Origin of the sequence: Gordonia jinghuaiqii, assembly GCF_014041935.1 — a bacterium.
Classification (GTDB): Bacteria; Actinomycetota; Actinomycetes; order Mycobacteriales; family Mycobacteriaceae; genus Gordonia; species Gordonia jinghuaiqii.
Map to the genome: position 1 here is coordinate 3,179,040 of NZ_CP059491.1, position 21,585 is coordinate 3,200,624.

The 21,585-nt window shown below is 67.5% G+C and carries 17 protein-coding genes; 7 read left to right on the forward strand and 10 right to left on the reverse strand.

The window, feature by feature from the left end; all coding sequences use genetic code 11:
* Positions 1 to 95 precede the first annotated feature (95 nt).
* Together H1R19_RS14125 and H1R19_RS14130 are read left to right on the forward strand one after the other, a co-directional pair.
* Entirely contained in the window at positions 96 to 1,493 is a 1,398-nt protein-coding gene (locus tag H1R19_RS14125; protein ID WP_188327914.1) for an amidohydrolase family protein, read from the forward strand.
* A 107-nt stretch (positions 1,494 to 1,600) separates the two neighbouring features.
* Complete coding sequence (locus tag H1R19_RS14130) at positions 1,601 to 2,533, forward strand: putative antibiotic biosynthesis monooxygenase (protein ID WP_219851682.1); 933 nt, start codon at positions 1,601 to 1,603, stop codon at positions 2,531 to 2,533.
* A gap of 28 nt (positions 2,534 to 2,561) precedes the next feature.
* On the opposite strand, the gene H1R19_RS14135 is transcribed toward H1R19_RS14130, so the two are convergent.
* Positions 2,562 to 2,978, reverse strand: a complete 417-nt coding sequence (locus H1R19_RS14135; protein WP_219849354.1) for a YchJ family protein — start codon at positions 2,976 to 2,978, stop codon at positions 2,562 to 2,564.
* An 87-nt stretch (positions 2,979 to 3,065) separates the two neighbouring features.
* On the opposite strand from H1R19_RS14135, the gene H1R19_RS14140 reads away from it, so the two are divergent.
* Positions 3,066 to 3,299 carry a dodecin gene (locus H1R19_RS14140; protein WP_188327912.1) on the forward strand — a complete coding sequence of 78 codons (234 nt, stop codon included), beginning with the start codon at positions 3,066 to 3,068 and terminating at the stop codon, positions 3,297 to 3,299.
* Here H1R19_RS14140 and H1R19_RS14145 read toward each other — a convergent pair.
* Positions 3,291 to 4,160 (reverse strand): alpha/beta fold hydrolase, encoded by an 870-nt coding sequence (locus H1R19_RS14145; RefSeq protein ID WP_219849355.1) that lies wholly within the window; start codon positions 4,158 to 4,160, stop codon positions 3,291 to 3,293. The genes H1R19_RS14140 and H1R19_RS14145 overlap by 9 nt on opposite strands.
* Positions 4,161 to 4,262: 102 nt before the next feature.
* On the opposite strand from H1R19_RS14145, the gene H1R19_RS14150 reads away from it, so the two are divergent.
* The 4 genes from H1R19_RS14150 (at position 4,263) to eutC (ending at position 8,064) form a co-directional block, all read left to right on the forward strand.
* Entirely contained in the window at positions 4,263 to 4,946 is a 684-nt protein-coding gene (locus tag H1R19_RS14150; RefSeq protein ID WP_219849356.1) for a TetR/AcrR family transcriptional regulator, read from the forward strand.
* A gap of 13 nt (positions 4,947 to 4,959) precedes the next feature.
* Positions 4,960 to 5,778, forward strand: a complete 819-nt coding sequence (locus H1R19_RS14155; protein WP_219849357.1) for an SDR family oxidoreductase — start codon at positions 4,960 to 4,962, stop codon at positions 5,776 to 5,778.
* A 79-nt stretch (positions 5,779 to 5,857) separates the two neighbouring features.
* Positions 5,858 to 7,267 (forward strand): ethanolamine ammonia-lyase subunit EutB, encoded by a 1,410-nt coding sequence (locus H1R19_RS14160; protein ID WP_219849358.1) that lies wholly within the window; start codon positions 5,858 to 5,860, stop codon positions 7,265 to 7,267.
* Entirely contained in the window at positions 7,264 to 8,064 is an 801-nt protein-coding gene (eutC, locus tag H1R19_RS14165) for an ethanolamine ammonia-lyase subunit EutC (protein WP_219849359.1), read from the forward strand. The genes H1R19_RS14160 and eutC overlap by 4 nt, the downstream gene beginning before the upstream one ends.
* On the opposite strand, the gene H1R19_RS23365 is transcribed toward eutC, so the two are convergent.
* The 8 genes from H1R19_RS23365 to gltB all read right to left on the reverse strand — a co-directional run bounded on the left by H1R19_RS23365 (position 8,061) and on the right by gltB (position 21,456).
* Entirely contained in the window at positions 8,061 to 8,183 is a 123-nt protein-coding gene (locus H1R19_RS23365; protein WP_257865655.1) for a hypothetical protein, read from the reverse strand. The two genes, eutC and H1R19_RS23365, sit on opposite strands and share 4 nt — an antisense overlap.
* On the reverse strand, positions 8,180 to 10,018 hold the full coding sequence (locus tag H1R19_RS14175; protein WP_219849360.1) for an AMP-dependent synthetase/ligase: 1,839 nt from the start codon (positions 10,016 to 10,018) through the stop codon (positions 8,180 to 8,182). The genes H1R19_RS23365 and H1R19_RS14175 overlap by 4 nt, the downstream gene beginning before the upstream one ends.
* A gap of 105 nt (positions 10,019 to 10,123) precedes the next feature.
* A complete protein-coding gene (locus H1R19_RS14180) occupies positions 10,124 to 12,109 on the reverse strand; it encodes an ABC transporter ATP-binding protein/permease (RefSeq protein ID WP_188327906.1) in 1,986 nt (661 codons plus the stop codon).
* 169 nt (positions 12,110 to 12,278) lie between these two features.
* Positions 12,279 to 12,737, reverse strand: a complete 459-nt coding sequence (locus tag H1R19_RS14185) for a hypothetical protein (RefSeq protein ID WP_219849361.1) — start codon at positions 12,735 to 12,737, stop codon at positions 12,279 to 12,281.
* Between the two features lie 70 nt (positions 12,738 to 12,807).
* Positions 12,808 to 13,686, reverse strand: coding sequence for an acyl-CoA thioesterase (locus H1R19_RS14190; protein ID WP_188327904.1), 879 nt, complete (start codon positions 13,684 to 13,686; stop codon positions 12,808 to 12,810).
* A 75-nt stretch (positions 13,687 to 13,761) separates the two neighbouring features.
* Positions 13,762 to 15,186 carry a pyruvate kinase gene (gene pyk / locus H1R19_RS14195; RefSeq protein WP_188327903.1) on the reverse strand — a complete coding sequence of 475 codons (1,425 nt, stop codon included), beginning with the start codon at positions 15,184 to 15,186 and terminating at the stop codon, positions 13,762 to 13,764.
* Between the two features lie 200 nt (positions 15,187 to 15,386).
* Positions 15,387 to 16,892, reverse strand: a complete 1,506-nt coding sequence (locus H1R19_RS14200) for a glutamate synthase subunit beta (RefSeq protein WP_219849362.1) — start codon at positions 16,890 to 16,892, stop codon at positions 15,387 to 15,389.
* A complete protein-coding gene (gltB, locus tag H1R19_RS14205; protein WP_219849363.1) occupies positions 16,885 to 21,456 on the reverse strand; it encodes a glutamate synthase large subunit in 4,572 nt (1,523 codons plus the stop codon). Before gltB ends, H1R19_RS14200 begins: the two co-directional genes overlap by 8 nt.
* Between the last annotated feature and the right edge of the window lie 129 nt (positions 21,457 to 21,585).

The following is a 21,585-nucleotide window of genomic DNA, read 5'->3' on the forward strand; positions in this document are numbered from 1 at the left end:
AACCGTGACAAGGGTTTCCGCCGCACCGTCGATCGTCGGGGCCGGCGCATTGTCCACCATTCCGTCCCTGAAAGAACTCTCACCGAGGAGCACCGATGACCGATCACGTCCACTACGGACACATCTTCCACCTGGCCGGCAGTCCCAGGATCACCGACGCCGTCGACGCGCTCGTCTCGACCCCCGACGGCGCGCTGGTCGTCGGCGAGGACGGCACGATCAAGTACGCGGGTGAGAGATCGGCACTACCGGCGGAATTCGCCTCGGCGCAGCCGCACGAACATCCCGGCGGCTATCTCATCCCCGGTTTCGTCGACACCCACATCCACTTCCCCCAGACCTACGCGGGCGACTCCTACGGTGGCGGCCAGTTGCTCGAGTGGCTCAACCTGTGCATCTTCCCGTCCGAATCGAAGTTCGCCGACCCCGAGTTCGCGCAGGCCGCCGCGGTCGAGTTCACCAAGCGCCGCGTCGCGGCCGGAACCACCGCGATGATGGTGTTCGGTTCGGCATTCCCCCACGCACAGGACTCGCTGTTCACCGAGACCCAGAGGGCGGGCCTGCGCATCGTGTCCGGACGGGGCATCCAGACGGTGGGCGGCGACACCGCCAAGCCGTTGCTCACCTCGGAGGAGGAAGCGATCCGGCTCACGCGCGCCGAGATCGAGAAGTGGCACGGCGCCGACACCGGCGACTTCCGCACCGCGCTCCTCCACGTGGCGATCGTCCCGCGCTTCTCTCTGTCGGTCACCACCGAGACCCTGAAGAACCTCGGAGATCTCTACGACGAGTACCGCGACCGCGGCGTGTACGTGCACAGCCACCTCAACGAGAACAACCGGCCGGGAACCGGTGAGGTCGACACGACCAAGGAGGTGTACCAGGTCGACTCCTACCTCGACACCTACGACGGCAAGTTCCTCCCCGGCTCGCAGGTCGGCGGCAAGAGCCTGCTCGGGCCGCGCACGATTCTGGCCCACTGCGTGCACTGCCAGGACGCCGAACTGGCCCGCATGGCCGAGACCGGCACCTCGATCTCCCATTGCCCCGTGTCGCAGCTGTTCCTAGGCTCGGGCACCATGCCGTGGAAGCGCACCGTCGGATCAGGCGTGAACATCTCGGCCGGAACCGATTTCGGCGGCGGTGACGAGTGGCTCATCCCCCGTGTGCTCGGCGACGCGTTCAAGCAGCACATCACCGAGCCCGGGGACGAGGGTGTGTCGATGCACCCGGCGGAGATGTTGTTCCTCGGCACGCTGGGCGGCGCCCGCGCCTTGGACATGGAGGAGCGTTTCGGCAACTTCGACGCCGGCAAGGAAGCCGACTTCCTCGTCATCGAACCCGCCGACGCCCTCAGGGCAACGCTGGAGAACGCGGTCCGCGCCGAGGACGCCGACCTGGCCCGTGATCAGACACTCTTCGGTCTTCTGATGGGAATCCGGGAGAGCTCGATCGCCGAGGTCTACGTCCAGGGGCGTCGGGTCACGGCGTGAGGGGCCCGATGCGGGTCGCGTCCGTGAACGCGCTCGTCGCCCACCGCCGAGGAGGGGTCATCGTTCCCGAGTCCAGCTCAGCACCCCGCCCCGCCGCGATCATCGCGGTGTCGGTGTTCCACCCGCTACCCGATGAGGACTTCGCCGACTGGGCAGCCACGCTCGCCGCCTCGGCGACCGACTCGCAGGGTTGCCTGGGCGCCGAGATCTCGACGGTGGCGCGGGGCCATTTCGAGCCCGCGGTCAGCGCCTCGTTCGCCGACGAGGACTCACTCGACCGATGGCTCGACGGCCCCACCCGCGCACAGGCGCTGCGTGCCGGCCGCGACCGGGGATGGTGGCCGTCGGCACCCGTGCTGGAGGTGGCCGACGGATCGTCGCCGCCGCCCGGAATCGGCGCGTTCCGGCACGACATCGTGCCGGGCAAGGTCAACGAATTCATCGGTGCGCAGCGCGAGTTGACCGCGGCGGCAGGAACATTCAGCGGCTACGAGGGCACCGCGCTCTTCGTCGACGAGGAGGACGAGACGTCGCTGTCGGTGCTGCGGTTCCGCACCGACCGGCAGCTGTCGGCGTGGGTGTCCTCGCGCGAACGCAGCGAGGCTCTGGCCGGACTGCGCTCGAACCTGACCCACGACTTCGTTCCGATGACCAGTACGACCGCTTTCGGTACCACGGTGCGTACGGATCGGGGCCGCATCCTCAAGACGCCGAACTGGAAGTCGGCGATGATGGTGCTGCTCGTGCTGTATCCGACAGTGATGACCCTGTCGCGATTCCTCGGGCCGACGCTCGACCGCCTGGGCGCGCAACCGTGGCTGGCGCTGTGGCTCAGCCAGGTCGTGAGCGTCTCCCTGATGCAGTGGTGGCTGATGCCCTGGGCGTCACGTCCGTTCCGACGCTGGCTCGACCCGGTCGACGGCCGTGGCTGGCGCAGCAACACCGCCGGTGCGTGCGCGGTCGTGCTGATCTATCTCGCCTGCCTGGCACTGTTCGCCAACGTCACCTGGCTCCAGTTCTGGGACTACGCCGACGGTTGAGTGGCTGCCGCGTCAGGTCGGCATGCGGTCAGCCGACGACCCCGTCGAGATACACCCACCTGCCCTCGACACGGGTGAACCGGCTGCGTTCGTGTATCGAGCCACGTTCCGAACCGTTCCGGTAGAAGGCGGTGAACGTGACCTCACCCTCGGCGTCGAACGGCGAACCGGCGCGCGAGGACTCGACGTCGAGGCGATACCAGCGGGTCGCGTCGTCGAGGTCGAGCTCGTCGGGACGGGTGTCGGGATGCCAGCTCGCGGGCAGGTGATCGCGATCGCCGAGAGCGAAAGCCGTGAAGCGCGAGCGCATCAGCGCGGTGGCCGTCGGGGCTGCGCGCCTACCGGCGAGGATGGGTTCGCAGCACTCTCCGAACACCAGGCCGGACACACACGGACACCTCGTGCCGGGATCACGGTTTACCGATTCGCTGCCCACTCCTCGCATCTTAGGGGTAGACAGAAGGCGGGTCGGCACCGCTCGACCCGGTCGCGACGCCGCGACGCAGAGCTCGCGAGACCGAAGGGAATTTCCTTGTCGAACAACGTTTATCGAGTCATCGAGGTTGTCGGTTCGTCTACCTCGGGTACCGACGACGCCATTCGCGCCGCGATTGCGAGGGCGTCGCAGACGGTCAACCACCTCGATTGGTTCCAGGTCACCGAGACCCGCGGACACATCGAAGACGGTCAGATCACGCACTTCCAGGTGACCCTGAAGGTCGGTTTCAAGATCGAGGGTTCCAACGACTCGGCCACCTCACCGTGAACCGTCTCCGGTGAGGAACCCACCGATGTGCGCGGCGACGGCGGCCGGCTGGTCGAGCATGAGGAGCACTGCGGCGCCTGGGATGCCGACGTAGCGTCCGCGGGGCAGCAGGTCGGCGAGGCGAGGCCCGTGATCGGGCGGCATCACCCGGTTGTCGGGCGACCACACCACGAGAACCTCACCTTCGAAGCCTGCGAGCGCCTCGGTCTTGCGGATCAGTTCCGCGTCGTCGAACTCGGTCGTCACATATTTGGTGACGTCGCGCCTGATGAGCGGGTCGGAGAGCGTCGGCTCGGTCCACCGTCTCATCTGGGCGGGATCAACGGGCCGGTTCACCATCCACCCCCACAACATCGGCTGTCGTCGTAACCATCCGATCCGGAGTTGACGCGCGGCCAGGGCGAGACCGCCCGGCAGGCGGACGGCGAGGGTCGCCATCTTTCCGGGGAGCCCGGGCGGGAAGTTCTCGAAGGCCTCACACGGCAGGATGACCATTCGCCCGATCCGGGAATCGAGACCCAGCGCGGTGAGGAACAGCGATCCGCCCCAGTCGGAGTGGACGAGCGTCACGTCGCGGAGGTCGAGGGCGTCGAGCACGTCGGCGGTCAGTCCGACCATCCCGTCCATCGAGAGGTCGGCGTCGTCGGCCAGCGGAATCCGGTGCGACCCCAACGGCAGCACCGGCCGGATGTAGCGGAAACCCTTCGGCAACAGCGGGATCACCGAGTCCCACACCGTGTGATCCATCAGCAGGCCGTGCAGGAGGACGACGGGTGGACCGGCACCTTCCTCGGCGTACTCGATGACCCCGGCAGGCGTCGCGACCTGTCGCATCGTCGCGACTTCACTGACGTCACCCATGGCTCCGCTCCCTCATGCTCGTCGACGGCCGGACGGTGGCTGTAGAACCTCCACGCTAGAACGCCCACTCTAGAATGTTCACTCTAGAACAGATGCTCTAGTATGGCCAGGGTGAGAACCGACGAACGCATCGTGGTGGCGATGGCCGAACTCCTGCGCAGGCAGGGCTACGCCGCGACCGGCATCAAACAGATCGTCGAGGCGTCGGATGCGCCGATCGGCTCGATCTATCACCACTTCGCCGGCGGCAAACGCGACGTCGCCGCCGCGGCGCTTCGACAGTCCGGCGCCGCCTATGGCGAGCTCGTCACGATGGTGCTCGCCCCCTACGACGACATCGCCGAGGGCGTGGCGGCCGCGTTCGCCGCCGCCGCGGACACGATCGCCTCGAGCGACTGGCTGAACATGTGTCCCGTCGGCACCGTGGCCGGCGAGGTCGCCGACGCCGAACCGGCGCTCCGCGAAGTCGGCGCCGAGGTCATCGACTCCTGGATCGACCAGGGCACAACGCTGTTCGTCGCGCGCGGCCTACCGGAACCCGACGCCCGCTCGCTGATCCAGGCAGTCGTGGCCGCACTCGAGGGCGCGTTCATCATGGCCAGGACACAACGTTCCGTCGAGCCACTGCTCGCGGCCGGGCAGGCCATGAGGGCGTACGCGCAGGCACTGACAGTGCGTGACCAGAGCGCGCGTGACCAGAGCGCGGCCAGACAGCGCGGGAGCTGGCCCGCGACGACCGGGTCCGAGTCGGGAGAAGTCCGCGCTGCAGCGCGTGGTCGCCGATGATTGACTGGTGCACATGAGTCATGAAGTCGTGGTGATCATCGGAACCGGCGGAATGGGCGCGGCAATCGCCCGGCGCCAGGGCGGCGGACGCACCCTGGTCATCGCCGATCTGCCGCACGCGCTCGACCAACCCACCGCACAGTTGCGGGCCGAGGGCTTCGAGGTGACACCGGTGCCCGTCGACGTCACCTCGAAGGAATCGTTGACCTCTCTCGCGGAGGCGGCATCAGCGCACGGAGCCGTGATCAACGTGGTGCACACCGCCGGCGTCTCCCCCGTCCAGGCGCCGATCGAGACGATCCTGAGAGTCGACCTCCTCGGCGTCGCCCTCGCTCTCGAGGTATTCGAGGGCGTCATCGCCGAGAACGGAGCCGGCCTGGTGATCTCGAGCATGGCCGGGCACATCTATCCGCCGCTGCCCGCCGACCAGGTCCGGCTGCTCGCCACCACACCGGCCGACGCACTGCTCGACCTCGCCTTCATCGCCCCGGCTGCGCTCGGCGACCCCGGTACCGCCTACGGAATCGCCAAGCAGGCCAACCGGGCCCGAGTGCAGGCCGCCAGCGTCGATTGGGGCCGGCGCGGCGCTCGCGTCAACAGCATCAGCCCGGGCGTGATCTCCACCGCGATGGGGCAGGAGGAACTCGCGGGCGGCAACGGCGAGATGATGCGGACACTCGTCTCGATGTCGGGGACCGGACGTGTCGGCACCGCCACCGACATCGCCGACGCCGCGGCTTTCCTGCTCGGCAACGCGGCGTCGTTCATCACCGGCGCCGACCTGCTCGTCGACGGTGGCGTGGTCGCCGCACTGGCCGCCTCGTCGGGCTAGCTCGGCCGGACATTCGTCCTGCGCCCGGCGAACCCGGAATCTAGACTTCGGAGATCATGGCGCACCAGGACGACACCCGATGAGATACGCCCAGGCGATCGCCGGGACGACGTATGAGTTCGACGGCCTCGTCGAACTCATGGCGAAAGCCACCCCGCGCCGATCGGGTGATGAACTCGCCGGATGCGCCGCGAGCTCGGATGCCGAACGTGCCGCCGCCGCATGGCAATTGGCCGACGTACCGTTGGCCACGTTCCTCGAGGACCTGCTGGTGCCCTATGAGTCCGACGAGGTCACCCGTCTCATCGTCGACACCCATGACCGCGCCGCGTTCGGCGAGATCTCGCATCTGACCGTCGGCGGATTCCGCGACTGGTTGCTCGAGACCTCGGCTCGGCCCGACGCGGCCGAACGCATCACACGTGTCGCTGCCGGGCTCACCCCGGAGATGGTGGCCGCGGCGTCGAAGATCATGCGCAACCAGGACCTCGTCCTGGTGGCCTCGGCCGCCAGGGTGACGTCCGCGTTCCGCACCACCGTCGGGCTCCCAGGCCGTCTCGCCACCCGCCTGCAGCCGAATCACCCCACCGACGATCCGCGCGGTATCGCCGCGGCCACACTCGACGGGCTGTTGATGGGCTGCGGCGATGCGGTCATCGGCATCAATCCCGCGTCGGATTCACCGCAGGCCACCGCCGACCTGCTCCACATGCTCGACGAGATCCGGCAACGCTTCGAGATCCCGATGCAATCGTGCGTCCTGTCACACGTCACCACCACCATCGACCTCATCGGGCAGGGAGTCCCGGTCGACCTCGTCTTCCAGTCGATCGCGGGCACCGAAGGCGCCAATGCCGGCTTCGGGGTCACGCTGGACATTCTCACCGAGGCCGACGAAGCCGGCCGGTCGCTACACCGCGGCACCGTGGGCGACAACGTCATGTACCTGGAAACCGGTCAGGGATCGGCACTTTCGGCCGGAGCCCATCTCGGTACCGGAGGCAAACCCGTCGACCAGCAGACCCTCGAGACCCGGGCCTACGCGGTGGCCCGGGCTCTGGACCCGCTACTCGTCAACACCGTCGTGGGGTTCATCGGCCCGGAATACCTCTACGACGGCAAGCAGATCATCCGCGCCGGACTCGAGGACCACTTCTGCGGCAAGATCCTCGGGCTGCCGATGGGCGTCGACGTCTGCTACACCAACCACGCCGAGGCCGACCAGGACGACATGGACACCCTTCTCACGCTTCTCGGTGTCGCGGGCGCCGCCTTCGTGATCACCGTTCCGGGCGCCGACGATGTGATGCTCGGCTATCAGAGCCTGTCCTTCCACGATGCGCTCTACGTCCGCCAGGCACTGGACCTGCGGCCCGCGCCGGAGTTCGAGGCCTGGCTCGCACGGCTGGGAATGGTCGACGGCCACGGGCGCATCGTGCCCGTGGATCCGGCGACCTCCCCCCTGCTGTCCCTGACGGCCGGCCGATGACATCGCCTCGCCACAACGATCTGCCCGAACCCGGCGAGACCTCGGACGTCTGGGCGGAGATGCGGAAGACCACGCAGGCGCGCATCGGCCTCGGGCGCGCCGGGAACTCGCTGCCGTCGCGGCGGGTGCTGGAGTTCCAGGCCGCACACGCCGCCGCACGCGACGCCGTCCATGACCCGCTCGACGCCGCGGCATTCGCGGGCACCCTCGCCGACCTCGGCATCGGGACACCGGTGGTCGTCACCAGCCAGGCGTCGACGCGCAGCGAGTATCTGCGTCGTCCCGACCTCGGCCGGCGGCCCGCGGATCTGTCCGAGGTGCCCTGCGCCGATGCCGAGATCGGCATCGTCATCGCCGACGGCTTGTCACCGCGCGCGGTCGTCGACCACGCACACGGCCTGGTCGCCGCGCTCCTCGACGTCTTCGACGGCCGCTACTCCATCGCCCCGCCGGTCATCGCCACGCAGGCGCGGGTGGCCCTCGGCGACCACATCGGTGAGGCGCTGGGAGTCACCACTGTCATCGTGATCGTCGGTGAGCGGCCCGGTCTCTCGGTCGCCGACAGCCTCGGGATCTACCTCACCCACCTGCCCAGACCCGGCCGGACCGACGCCGACCGAAACTGCATCTCCAACATCCACCCGCCCGACGGCCTGAACTACGAGAACGCCGCGCGCACCACCGCCGCGCTGGTCGAGGGCGCCCGCAGACTCGGCCGGTCGGGCGTCGCACTCAAGGACACGTCGCGTCGGTCCCTGGAGACGTTCGACGACCCAGGGGCCATCGACGCCTGCTAGGTCTCGAGCACAGTCACCGCACCGGTCGGTTGCCCACCCGCCCACTCCACGACGATGTAGTCGACCGGCCCCAGCTCACGCTCCGCGTTCTCCTCACCTGCCGGGGCCGACGCGGTCATGACCGGAGGTCCACGACGGACCCGCCCGGCCGTGTCTCGTACAGCGCACCGATCTCGGTGGCGTACTTGTCGGCGATCGGGTTGCGCCGCAGCTTCATCGTCGGGGTCAGCTCGTCGCCGCCGGGATCCCAGGCCGTCGGCACGATGGTGAACCGCTTGACCTGCTCGACGCGGGACAGTCGGCTGTTCCCCGTCCGGATCGCCACCGAGATCTCCTCGACCACGTCGGGATGTGCGGACAACTCGGTGAGGTCGGCACCGCCCAGATTCAGCATCTTGGCGCGCGCGGCCGCCGCGTCCGGATCGAGGACCACGAGTGCCGACACATACGGCCTGGCGTCGCCGATCGCGGCCACCTGACCGATCAGCGACGACGCCGCCTTCATCGCGTTCTCGATGTTGGTCGGCGACATGTTCTTTCCGGATTCGTTGATCATCAGCTCCTTCTTGCGGTCGACGATCGTCACGTTTCCGTCGTCGTCGATCGTCGCGATGTCGCCGGTGGAGAGCCAGCCGTCGGCGTCGATGGTCTCGGCCGTCTTGTCCGGTTGTTTGCGGTATCCCTTCATCACGACCGGGCCGCGCACCAGTAGTTCTCCGTCGTCGGCGAGCCTGACCTCCATCCCGCGCACCGGTGTGCCCACCGTGCCGATCTTGAGATTGTCGCTGGTCGTCATCGTCGAGACCCCGGTGGTCTCCGACATCCCCCACACTTCGAGCACCGGAATTCCCAGGCCCAGGAAGAACTTCAGGACCTCTGGCGGGATCGCCGCGGCACCCGATCCGGCAAATGACACCTGGTCGAGGCCGAGCGTGGTCCGCACCTTGTGGAGGACGAGCCGGTCGGCGAGAGCATGCTGGACTCCGCCGAGCGCGCCCATTCCCTTGCCGCCGAGTTCGGCCTCCGCGGCGGCGGCGCCGACCCCGAACGCCCAGCCGGCGAGGGCCTTCTTCACCGGACTCGACTCGTCGGCGAGCTTCGCCTCTATCCCCGCCCGGATCTTCTGCCATACCCGTGGAACGCCGAAGAAGAACGTCGGGTGCACCTCGGGAAGCGCCGCCGCGATCTCGCGCGGGTCGGGCACCGTGGTGATCTGGATGCCACGCATCATGTTCGCCGCGTGTGATGACACGCGGTCGGCGATGTGCGCCGCGGGCAGATACGAGATCGCCCGATCGTCGAACCCGGCGGCCACCACGTCGACGAGCGCCGTCATCTCCGCGACGATGTTCCGGTGGGTGATCTCGACCCCCTTCGGCGGACCGGTGGTGCCCGACGTGTAGATGATCGTCGCCAGATCCTCGGGCTCGACGGCCTGCCACGATGCGGTGAGGTCGAAGCCTGCCGGCGCAGACATCGCCTCGAGGTCGGCGAGAGACATCGCACCGGAGGCCACACCGTCGACCACTATCGTGGTCGACACACCGGTCGACGCTGCGGTGATGGTCGGCAGGAAGGCCTGCTCGGTGACCACCACCGCATTGTCGGCGTTGCCGAACAGATACTCGACCTGCTGGGGTGAGCTCGTGTTGTAGATGGAGAACGGCACCGCACCGAGGTGCAGCGCCGCGGTGTCGACCAGGTGGAACTCCGGGCGGTTGGTCAGCATGATGCCGACGGTGTCCCCACGCCGCACCCCGAGCGCCGCGAGACCGCCGGCGATGGCCTCGACGCGGCGTGCGTATTCAGACCAGGTGATCTCCTGGAGCCCACCGACCGTGCGCAGCGCGACCGCGTCGGGCCGCACGGTGACCGTCTCCTGGAAGGCAGCCGGGAGCGTCGCCACTGCGACACCGGTCTGATGGGGGAACGTGATCAGTTCTGATGCGGGCATCGCGTCCTCGACTCGCTGATAAATGTGGTTGAGATCACACTAACCAGCCGCGCCGGATTTCAGGACGGGTTGACCCGATCGGTAATCGAATCGCAAACTCTCAGGTCAAGAATGTTTGTCTAACGAAGGACCCGCGTCGGTCGGGTTCAGGGTCCACGCCCCTCCACCTGTCAGTTCCAGGACCTCGGTGTGGTGCTGATCGGTGGTGCTGCGGTGACTCACCGACACCAGGATCGTCTCGGGGAGTTCGGTGCGGATGAGCGAGTACAACGCGAACTCGAGTCCCTCGTCGACGGCAGAGGTCGCCTCGTCCATGAAGACGGCCTGCGGACGGGTCAGCAGGATGCGGGCGAACGCCACACGCTGCTGCTCGCCCGGCGAGAGCACCTTCACCCAGTCCTGCTCCTCGTCGAGGCGGCCGATGAGATGCGGCAGGAACACCTTCTCGAGCGCCGTCTTGATCTCCTCGTCGCCGATGTCGTCGGGCAGCGCCGGATAGGCGACGGCCGTCCGCAGATCGCCCAGCGGGATATAGGGCATCTGCGAGAGGAACAACGTCTGCCGGCCCGGGGGCCGGGCGAACTCGCCGTCGATGAAGGGCCACAGCCCGGCCAGGCCTCGCAGCAGAGTGGTCTTGCCCGAACCCGACCGGCCCTTGACCACCAGGGCCGCACCGGGAGCCAGCGACAGGTTGAGCGAGCGGATCAGTTCATCACCGCTCGGTGTGCTGATGTCGATGTCGGACAGCGCAACCGCACCCTCACGGTCCACGGTCTTGATCTCGGGCAGTGTGCGCGACCGTGCATCGGCGTCGGCGAGCCCGTCGAGACGGATGATGGATGCGCGCAGGGCGGTGAAATCGTCATAGGCATTGCGGAAGAACGAGAGTGCGTCGTGCATCTCGCCGAAGGCCGACGCCGTCTGGGACATGTCGCCGAGCTTGATCTGTCCGTCGAAGAACCGCGGCGCCTGCACCAGATACGGGAACACCACCGACAGCTGGGTGACGCTGAAGTTCCAGCCCACGAATGCCAGCTGCACATGGACAATTTGCCAGAAGTTCTTGACGACGGCACTGAATCGGTTCATCAGGCCGGCGTGTTCGACACGTTCGCCGCGATACAGGGCGACGTTCTCGGCGCCGTCGCGGATGCGGACGAGCGCGTAGCGGAAGTTCGCCGTGAGGCGTTCGCGCCAGAAGTTCAGTCGGATCAACGGTCGACCGATGGCGAAGGCCACGACGCTGGCCACCAGCACGTAGACCAGCACCAGCCAGACCATCATGCGCGGTATCTCGACCCCGCCGAGAGTCACCGGCCCCGACAGGTCCCACAGGATGATCGTGAACGACACGATCGAGGCACACGCGGTGAGGACGCCGTTGGTCGACGACCCGCCACCACCCCAGAACAGCGACGAGCCGAGGGAGGCGACATTGGTGATGTCGGCCTCGATGCGCTGATCGGGGTTGTCGACTCCGGGATGGATGTCGGCGGGCTTGCGTTTGGCATCGGGCTTGCCGCGCCGAAAACGCCTGCGGCGCAGCAAGCCGGCACTGAGGTCGACGAAGCGGTTGCGATAGAAGGCCCGGCCCGCCATCCAGTCGGCTGCGGCACCTTCGGTGAGCCAGTACCGGAGTCTGATCTCGAAGGCCGCGCCGACGTAGATCTCCAGCATCGTGCGCGCGACGTGGATCGCGGCGAGGATGCCGAACACCGCCATCGAGTGCCAGAACGCCTCCTTGCCCATCTCGAGCAGGTCCGCGCCCTGCGGGCCGCCGGAGGCCAACCCCTCGGCAGCGGTCTGCAACGCGGTGTACAGATCGTTGCTGAAGTAGGAGAACAACACCGAGACCCGCACGCCGAACAGCGCGAGCAGGGTGAGGGCGATGACGAGTCCCCACGCCGCGACCCTGGTCTTCGATCCGGTGAAGAACCCACCGATGACGCTCCAGAGGGGGCCGCCCCAGCGACTGAAGCGGGCGAGCAGGAAACCGATGACGAGGGTGACCGCCGCGGCGATCCCGAAGGCGATGGCCAGCCACTTGAGGCTGGCCCACACCTCGTTACCCCAGTCGATGCTGTACTCCACGCACGCTCCTCGCCTCGGACGCCCCAGGGGACATCACGCTCCGGTGTTCCAGTTCTGCTGCGCCGAAGAACGGATCGGCACAACGAGATCCGGCGCAACGATGATCCGGCGAAGTTTAACCCGACGTTCAGGCCGTGTCCGGCCAACCGCGCCCGGGGAACCGTGCTCCTCAGCCGAGGGTCCGCAGGACCGCGCCCCGTTCGAGGGCCGCGGTGGAGACCGACTGGGAGAAGCGGTCCCCGACGGTGACCACATAACCGGCGTCGGTGTAGTCGACTCCGTCGGCCTCGAAGGTGAGCTGGCAGCCCAGGTCGCTGCGCAGCAGCGTCGTCAGGGTGGTCGAGGCGACCTCTCCCCCTGCGGCGTCGAAGACGACGACAGCGGCACCGCGGGCGATCCGGCCGCCGTCCGGGGTCTCGGCAACCTCTGTCGCACAATCCACGATCACCCCGCCCTTGGCGGTGAATGTCGGGGTGGTGAGCAGTCCGGTCAGCAGTGCCGATGCGACGACGGCCGCGAAGAGCACCATCGCGACCGACGTCACGATGATGACCGGTGTGCGGGTCCGGCGCTGCCACGAGCGCCGCGGCAGTGCCGGGCCCGGGTCGAGCCACATCTGCTGGGTCATACCCGCCTCGCCCCCGTCACTCGCACCCGCCACCGGTTGTCGCCCACCGGTAGTCGCCTACCGGTCGTTGTCACTTCTTGGGCGGGAAGTACTTGATCAGCGCTTCCTGCACGACCGACGTCGCCAGGGTGCCGTCGCGTTTCCAGAACCGGCCCGAACCCATCCCGCGTGACCCCGTCGCCACCGGCGAGCGCGTCGCATAGAGGAGCCAGTCGTCGAAGCGGAAGTCGCGGTGGAACCACATCGAGTGGTTGACGGTCGCGGCGAACAACCGGTCGATACCCCACGACAGTCCGTGGGTGGTGATGATCGAGTCGAGCACCGTGGTGTCGGAGGCGTAACACATTGCGGCAACGTGCATCACCGGGTCGTCGGGCATCGCACCGTCGGTCCGCATCCACACCCGGTTGTCGGTGAGTTTGTGTCCCGCTTCCTTCGCCTTCCAGCTCGGATCGTTGGCGAATCGGATGTCGATGGGGTGCAAGGCGTTCACGAAGGTCGCGATGCGATCCTCGTAGCCCTCGAAATGCTCACCGAGAGTGGGCAATTCCTCCGGATACGGCACCTGCGGGATCTCGACGGCGTGCTCGAGTCCTGAGGTGTTGTCCTGGAACGCCACCAGCATCGTGAAGATCTCTTCGCCGTCCTGTTCGGCGGTCACCTGCCGATTGGCGAAGGACTTGCCGTCGCGGAACCGGTCGACGTGGTACTCCATCGGCTTGGTGACGTCGCCGCCGCGGATGAAGTGGGCGTGCAGCGCGTGGATCGGCGGGTTGCCGCGCGTGAGGGTGCGCGCCGCGGCGACCACCCCCTGGCCGAGGAGCTGGCCGCCGAACGTCCGTGCGGTGACCTGTTCGGGGTGTTGCCCGATGAACAGGTCATCGCCGGCACGTTCGACGTCGAGCAGCGCGAGCAGTTTGCCGAGATCCCCGGCCTGTTCCACGGTCATGCCACACACCCTATGACCGATCGGGGCCGGGACATGCACCCGCCCCGCATCGCGGCCTCCGCCTCGGACAGGAGCTCAGTGGTCCTGTTCGCCGATGCGGTGAACGTGGATGAGGTTGGTCGAGCCCACGGTGCCGGGCGGCGCGCCGGCGACGATGACCACGACGTCACCTTCGGCGAGACGACCGATACGCAACAGCTGATGGTCGACCTGATCGATCATGTGATCGGTGGTGTCGACATGGTCGACGATGAAGGTCTCGGTCCCCCAGCTCAGCGCGAGCTGGCTGCGCACCGCCTGCGTCGGGGTGAACGCCAGCAGCGGCAGGCGTGAGTGCAGCCGTGCGAGTCGGCGGACGGTGTCGCCGGACTGGGTGAACGCGACGAGGGCCTTCACCTCGAGCCGCTCACCGATGTCGCGCGCGGCGTAGGAGATGACACCGCGCTTGGTGCGCGGCACATGCGACAGCGGCGGCACATCCCGCGGCCCGGTCTCCACGGCCCGGCAGATGCGATCCATCGTGCGCACGGTCTCCATCGGGAACTTGCCCACCGAGGTCTCCCCCGAGAGCATGACCGCGTCTGCGCCGTCGAGCACGGCGTTGGCGACGTCGGAGGCCTCCGCGCGGGTCGGGCGCGAGTTCTCGATCATCGAGTCGAGCATCTGGGTCGCCACGATCACCGGCTTGGCGTTCTCGCGCGCCATCTGGATGGCACGCTTCTGCACCAGCGGAACCTGCTCGAGCGGCAGCTCGACGCCCAGGTCGCCACGGGCCACCATGATCGCGTCGAAGGCCAGCACGATGGCCTCGAGGTTGTCGATGGCCTCGGGCTTCTCGAGTTTGGCGATGACCGGCACACGACGCCCGACACGATCCATGACCTCGTGGACCAGTTCGATGTCGGACGGACCGCGGACGAACGACAGGGCGACCAGGTCGACGCCCAGCTCGAGGGCGAATTCGAGGTCGGCGATGTCCTTCTCCGACATCGCGGGCACCGAAACGCTCATACCCGGCAGGGACAGACCCTTGTTGTTGCTGACCGGTCCGCCCTCGGTGACCGTGCAGACCACGTCGTTGCCGTCGATCGAGGACACCGTCAGACCGACCTTGCCGTCGTCGACGAGGAGTCGGTCACCGGCGTTGGCGTCTTCGGCGAGCTGCTTGTAGGTGGTCGAGACCCGGTCATGGGTGCCTTCGACGTCGTCGACGGTGATCCGCACCTCATCACCGGTCTCCCACACCGTCGAACCGTCGCAGCCGTCGAAACGGCCGAGGCGGATCTTGGGCCCCTGGAGATCGGCGAGGACGCCGACGGCCTTCTCCGTCGCGTCCGAGGCCTTGCGGACGCGCGCGTAGACGGCCGCATGGTCCTCATGCGTACCGTGGCTGAAGTTCATCCGGGCCACATCCATACCGCACTCGACGAGCTCTTTGAGACGCTCGTCGCTGGCGGTGGCCGGGCCCAGGGTGCAGACAATCTTGGTTCGGCGTGTCACAAGGCCACCTTAGTCCCGTCGGGTTCGCATCTCCATGTGGCGGGCGAGTTGTCACCGGCAGGCCATCAGGTGTTATCGCTGGTGGCGGGCGTCTACCGCCGGGTATGAACATTACTTAACTTGTTGGGGCCGCGCGTGTTCGGCGCCGGCACCCGATGTCACGGAAACCCGGACGAACGTCTTCGTCACACGAAGGCGCCTCACCGCACCGAGAGCGGTAACGATGCCGGACGGACGGGCGACGGGAGGTCGGACTCGCCGACCAGGAACTCGTCCACCGCGCGGGCCGCCGAACGCCCTTCCGCGATGGCCCAGACCACCAGCGACGCCCCGCGATGCGCGTCACCGCAGACGAACACGCCCTCGGCGTCGGTCTGCCAGTCACTTCCGCAGGTGATGGCACCGCGTTTGTTGGGTTCGATCCCCATGTCGGTCAACAGCTCCGACCGCTCCACCCCGGCGAAACCGATGGCGAACAGCGCCAGCTCACAAGGGATCTCGAACTCTTCGCCGACCGGCGTGATCTCCCGACGGCCGTCGGCGTCGCGCCGGATCTCGACCTCCGCGAGCACCAGCGCGGTCACATTGCCGTCGGCGTCGCCGACGAATCGCTGCACGGCCACCTGATGCATGCGCTCGCCGCCCTCGGCATGGGCACTGGAGGTCCGCATGACCAGCGGCCACGTCGGCCACGGGGACCGTTCGTCGTCGCGTTCACCCGGCAGTTCCGGGTTGTAGTCCAGTTGCACCACCGACGCCGCGCCCTGACGGTGCGCGGTGCCCAGACAGTCGGCACCGGTGTCGCCGCCGCCGATGATCACCACGTTCTTGCCCGCCGCGGTGACCGGCGACGGTCCGTCGCCCTCGCATTCCTTGTTGGCCGGCACGAGATGCTCCATCGCCAGATGGACCCCGTTCAGTTCCCGACCGGGGACCGGGTTGTCGCGGGCCTCCATGGCGCCGATTGCCAGGACCACCGCGTCGTGCCGGGCGTTCAGGTCGGCAACCGTGAGCTCGACGCCGACGTCGCAGTTGGTCACGAATTCCGTTCCCTCGGCGCGCATCTGGGCGATCCGACGGTCGATGTCGGACTTCTGCAGCTTGTACTCGGGGATGCCGTAACGGAGCAGACCACCGAGGCGGTCGTCGCGCTCGTAGACGGTCACGTCGTGACCGGCGCGGGTCAGCTGTTGTGCCGCAGCGAGTCCGGCCGGGCCCGAGCCGACGACACCGACCGATTTGCCGGTCCTCGACTCGGGCGGCTCGGGGCCGATGACGCCTTCGGCCCACGACTCGTAGGCGATGGTCTTCTCGATGCGTTTGATGGTCACACTGCCGCCGGTGGCCTGCTCGGAGATCGACAGCACACACGCCGACTCACACGGCGCGGGGCACACCATCCCGGTGAACTCCGGGAAATTGTTGGTGGCATGCAGGCGGCTGCTCGCCGCGTCCCACCGTCCGCGCCGGACCAGGTCGTTCCACTCGGGGATCAGATTGCCCAGCGGACAGCCGGCGGTTCCGGAGTGGCAGAACGGGATACCGCAGTCCATGCAGCGCCGGGCCTGGGTGCTGACCTCGCCGAGCACCTTGATCGGGTTGTCGGCGTGCTCGTAGACGTCGTCCCAGTCCTGGACGCGTTCGGCGACCGGACGGTACTTCGCTTCCTTCTTCGGGATTTCCAGGAATCCGCGTGGATCAGCCACGAGCCGCCTCCATGATCGCTGAATCGACGTCGAGCCCTTCGGCTTCGGCCATCCTGGCCGCGTCGAGGACACGCTTGTAGTCGGTGGGCATCACCTTGGTGAAGGCCAGGCAGCGCCGGGGCCAGTCCGCCAGGATCGACGCGCCGATGGCCGAGCCGGTGAGTTCGGTGTGGGTGGTGATGATCTGTTTCAGCCAGTCCAGATCGTCGGGGTCGGGACGCATGAGTTCGACCATGGCCATGTTCACCTTGCCGCGGTCGAGGTCGTGCACGAAGGCGATACCGCCCGACATTCCGGCTGCCAGGTTGCGCCCGGTCGGGCCGAGCACCACCACCCGCCCACCGGTCATGTACTCGCAGGCGTGGTCGCCCACACCCTCGACCACCGCGGTCGCACCCGAATTCCGGACCGAGAACCGTTCGCCCACACGGCCTCTCAGATACACCTCGCCGGCAGTTGCGCCGTACAGAATGGTGTTCCCGGCGATCACCTGATCTTCGGCGATGAACAACGAGTCGGGGTTCGGTGCGACGACGATCTTGCCGCCGCACAGCCCCTTGCCGACGTAGTCGTTGGTGTCACCGATGAGTTTGATCGTCACCCCAGGCGGCAGGAACGCACCGAGCGACTGACCGGCCGAGCCCGTGAGTTCGACCGCGATGGTGTCCTCGGCGAGTCCGTCGGCGCCGTACCGGCGGGTGACCTCCGCGCCGAGCAATGTACCGACCGTTCGATTCACGTTGCGCACCGGCAGTTCCAGGGTGACCGGGTGTGCGTCTTCGAGCGCACCCTCGGCGAGCTGGATCAGCGTCTGGTCCAGCGCGCGGTCGAGTGCGTGGTACTGCTCACGCACCCGACGGCTCGGCCCCTTGTTCTCGACCTTGCGGAAGATCGGGTTGAGATCGAGCCCCTTGGACTTCCAGTGCGCCACCGCGGTGTCGGTGTGGAGCCGATCCGACTGACCGATCGCCTCGTCGAGGGTCCGATATCCCAACTGTGCCAGGTATTTCCGCACGTCTTCGGCGATGAACCGGAAGAAGTTGACCAGGTGCTCGACCTGTCCGGTGAACCGGGAGCGCAGCACCGGGTTCTGCGTGGCGACCCCCACCGGACACGTGTCGAGGTGACAGACACGCATCATGATGCACCCGGCCACGATCAGCGGCGCGGTCGAGAAGCCGTACTCCTCCGCGCCGAGCAGCGCCGCGGTGATGACGTCGCGACCGGTGCGCAGTGCGCCGTCACACTGCACGGTGATTCGGTCGCGAAGTCCGTTGAGCATCAACGTCTGCTGGGCGTCGGCGAGGCCGATCTCCCACGGGGTTCCGGCATGCTTGAGCGACGTCAGCGGCGACGCGCCGGTACCGCCGTCGTGCCCGGATATGAGAACGACGTCGGCATGCGCCTTCGACACCCCGGTCGCGACCGTGCCGACGCCGACCGCACTGACCAGCTTCACATGGATGCGTGCATGCGAGTTGGCGTTCTTCAGGTCGTGGATCAGCTGGGCGAGGTCCTCGATCGAGTAGATGTCGTGATGGGGCGGCGGTGAGATCAGTGCGACCCCCGGCGTCGAATGCCTCGTCTTGGCGATCCACGGGTACACCTTGTAGGCCGGGAGCTGGCCGCCCTCACCGGGTTTCGCGCCCTGCGCCATCTTGATCTGGATGTCGGTCGCGTTGATCAGGTAGTCGCTGGTGACACCGAAGCGTCCCGACGCGACCTGTTTGACCGCGCTGCGTCGTTCGGGGTCGTAGAGCCGTTCGACGTCCTCTCCACCCTCACCCGAATTGGAGCGCCCGCCGATCTTGTTCATCGCCATCGCGATGGTCTCGTGGGCCTCGGCCGAGATCGAGCCGTAGCTCATGGCACCGGTGTTGAAGCGCTTCATGATCTCTTCGGCCGGTTCCACCTCCTCGAGCGGGATCGGTTCGCGCGCTTGGAAATCGAAGTCGAACAGGCCACGCAGGGTGCCGCCCTCGCGGGAGAGCCGGTCGACCTCGTCGCAGTACTTCCGGAAGATCTCCGACTGCCCGGTCTTGGTTGCGTGCTGCAGCAGGAAGATGGTCTCGGGGCTGAACAGATGCAGCTCGCCCTCGCGTCGGTACTGGTACTCGCCACCGACCTCGAGACGCCGATAGACCTGCTCGGTGCGGTTCTCCGGGAAGGCGCGGTGGTGACGGATGCGCACCTCCTGCGCCAGCTCGTCGAGCCCGACGCCCTCGATCCGCGACACCGTGCGCGTGAAGTACTCGCGCACCACCTCCGAGGACAGTCCGACCGCCTCGAAGGCCTGCGCCGCGGTGTAGGAGCTGATGGTCGAGATACCCATCTTGCTCATCACCTTCAGCACGCCCTTGCCGAGCGCCTCGAGGTAGTTGCGGATGGCCTTGGATCGGGTGACACCGGTCAGCTCCCCCTCGGCGATGAGATCCTCGATGGTCTCCAGCGCGAGGTACGGATTGACCGCGGCCGCACCGAAACCGATGAGCGTGGCGATGTGGTGGACCTCGCGGGCGTCGCCGGACTCCACCACGAGCGCGACGCGGGTGCGTTCCTTGGTCCGCACCAGGTGGTGATGGACGGCCGAGGTCGCCAGCAGCGACGGGATGGGTGCATGGTCGGAGTCGGTGAGGCGGTCGGAGATCACCAGCGTGGTGTGACCCTCGGCGATGGCCTGACTGGCCCGGTTGCGTAGGTCCTCGAGCGCGGCGGCAAGCCCGGGGCCACCCTCGGACACCTCGTACAGGGCGCGGAGCACTTTGGCCGAGAGACCGGGGTTGTCGCCGTCGTCGTTGATGTGGACGAGTTTGGCGAGGTCGGCGTTGTCGAGGACGGGCCAGTGCAGCAATATCTGCCGGCACGACGCCGCGGTGGGACGCAACAGGTTCTGCTCCGGACCCATCACACGGCTCATCGAGGTGACGATCTCCTCGCGGATCGCGTCCAGCGGCGGGTTCGTGACCTGGGCGAACAGCTCGACGAAGTAGTCGTAGAGCAGTCGTGACCGCTGGGAGAGCACGGCCACCGGGGTGTCGGTGCCCATGGAACCGAGCGGCTCGTAGCCCGACGCCGCCATCGGCGTCAGCAGCACGCGCAGGTCCTCCTCGGTGTACCCGAAGGACTGCTGGCGGCGGACAACGGTGTCGTGGTTGGGCTGGAAGACCGGCCGGTCCGGCAGGGTCGCGATGTCGAGGAGCCCGGCATGAAGCCATTCGTCGTAGGCCTCGGCGCCCATCAGGTCGCCCTTGATCTCCTCGTCGGGGATGATCCGGCCCTCCCTGGTGTCGACGAGGAACATCCGGCCAGGTTCGAGACGGCCCTTGCTGACCACATCCTCCACCGGCACGTCGAGCACACCCGATTCCGAGGCCAGGATGACGCGGCCGTCGCGGGTCTGCCACCAGCGCCCGGGGCGGAGGCCGTTGCGGTCGAGGACCGCGCCCACGACTGTGCCGTCGGTGAACGTGACGCACGCGGGTCCGTCCCACGCCTCCATCAGCGACGCGTTGAACTGCAGGAACGCCCGTCGTCTCGGATCCATGTCGGGGACGTTCTCCCAGGCCTCCGGAACCATCATCATCACCGCGTGGTGCACGCTGCGGCCACCGAGATGGAGGAGTTCGAGCACCTCGTCGAGCGACGCCGAGTCCGACGCCTCGGGTGTGCAGATCGGGAAGGCGCGCTTGAGATCGCCCGGGATGAGGTCGGTCTCGAGGAGTGCCTCGCGAGCGCGCATCCGGTTGCGGTTGCCGCGAACCGTGTTGATCTCGCCGTTGTGCGCGACGAACCGGAACGGGTGCGCCAGCGGCCACGACGGGAAGGTGTTGGTGGAGAAACGCGAGTGCACGATGGCGATCGCGCTCCGGCAGCGCTCGTCGCGCAGATCCTCGTAGTAGAGGGGCAGCTGCATGGTGGTGAGCATGCCCTTGTACACCATCGTCCGGCTCGACAGCGACGGGAAATACAGGCCGGTTCCTGCCTCGTCGATCTCCGGCGTCACCCGTTCGGCCTGCTTGCGGAACGGATAGATGTAGCGGTCGAGTTCGAGGCCGGCGAGCCGGTCGGCCCCAGGCTGGGGGTCGACCGTCACGAACAGCTGCATCATGTACGGCATGCACTCGACGGCCGTCCCGCCGACATCGGCGTGCTCATGGTCGACGGGCAGATCCCGCCACCCCAGGATGGTGATGCCCTCGTCGGCGGCGAGCGTCTCGACCCGGTCCATCGCGCGTCGACGCAGCTCGGGGTCCGTCGGGAGGAAACAGATCCCCGCGGCGTAGGTCTGGGAGCCGTCGGGGTCGGGTTCGGGGAGCTCGAAGCCTGCGGTGGCGCGCAGCAGTTCGTCGGGCAGCTGGATCAGGATTCCGGCGCCGTCACCGCTGTTGGTCTCGGCCCCTGCCGCACCGCGATGGTCGAGGTTCTCCAGGGCGAGCAGGCCGTCGGCGACGATCGAATGCGAACGGCGGCCGTGGATGTCGGCGACCATCGCCACGCCACACGAGTCGACCTCGGCCTCCGGGTCGTACAGACCCTGCTTGGCCGGGAGCGCAGAAAACAGCATCACTACCTCCACCCGAACCGCGAACGGTCCGCCTGCTGAGTGTCCAATGGGACAGCACTGGCCCGAGGAGCATTGCGCGACGCGCGGGTGACCGTGCCGAGATCGGTACCGGGGTGAGTCGGAATCGTC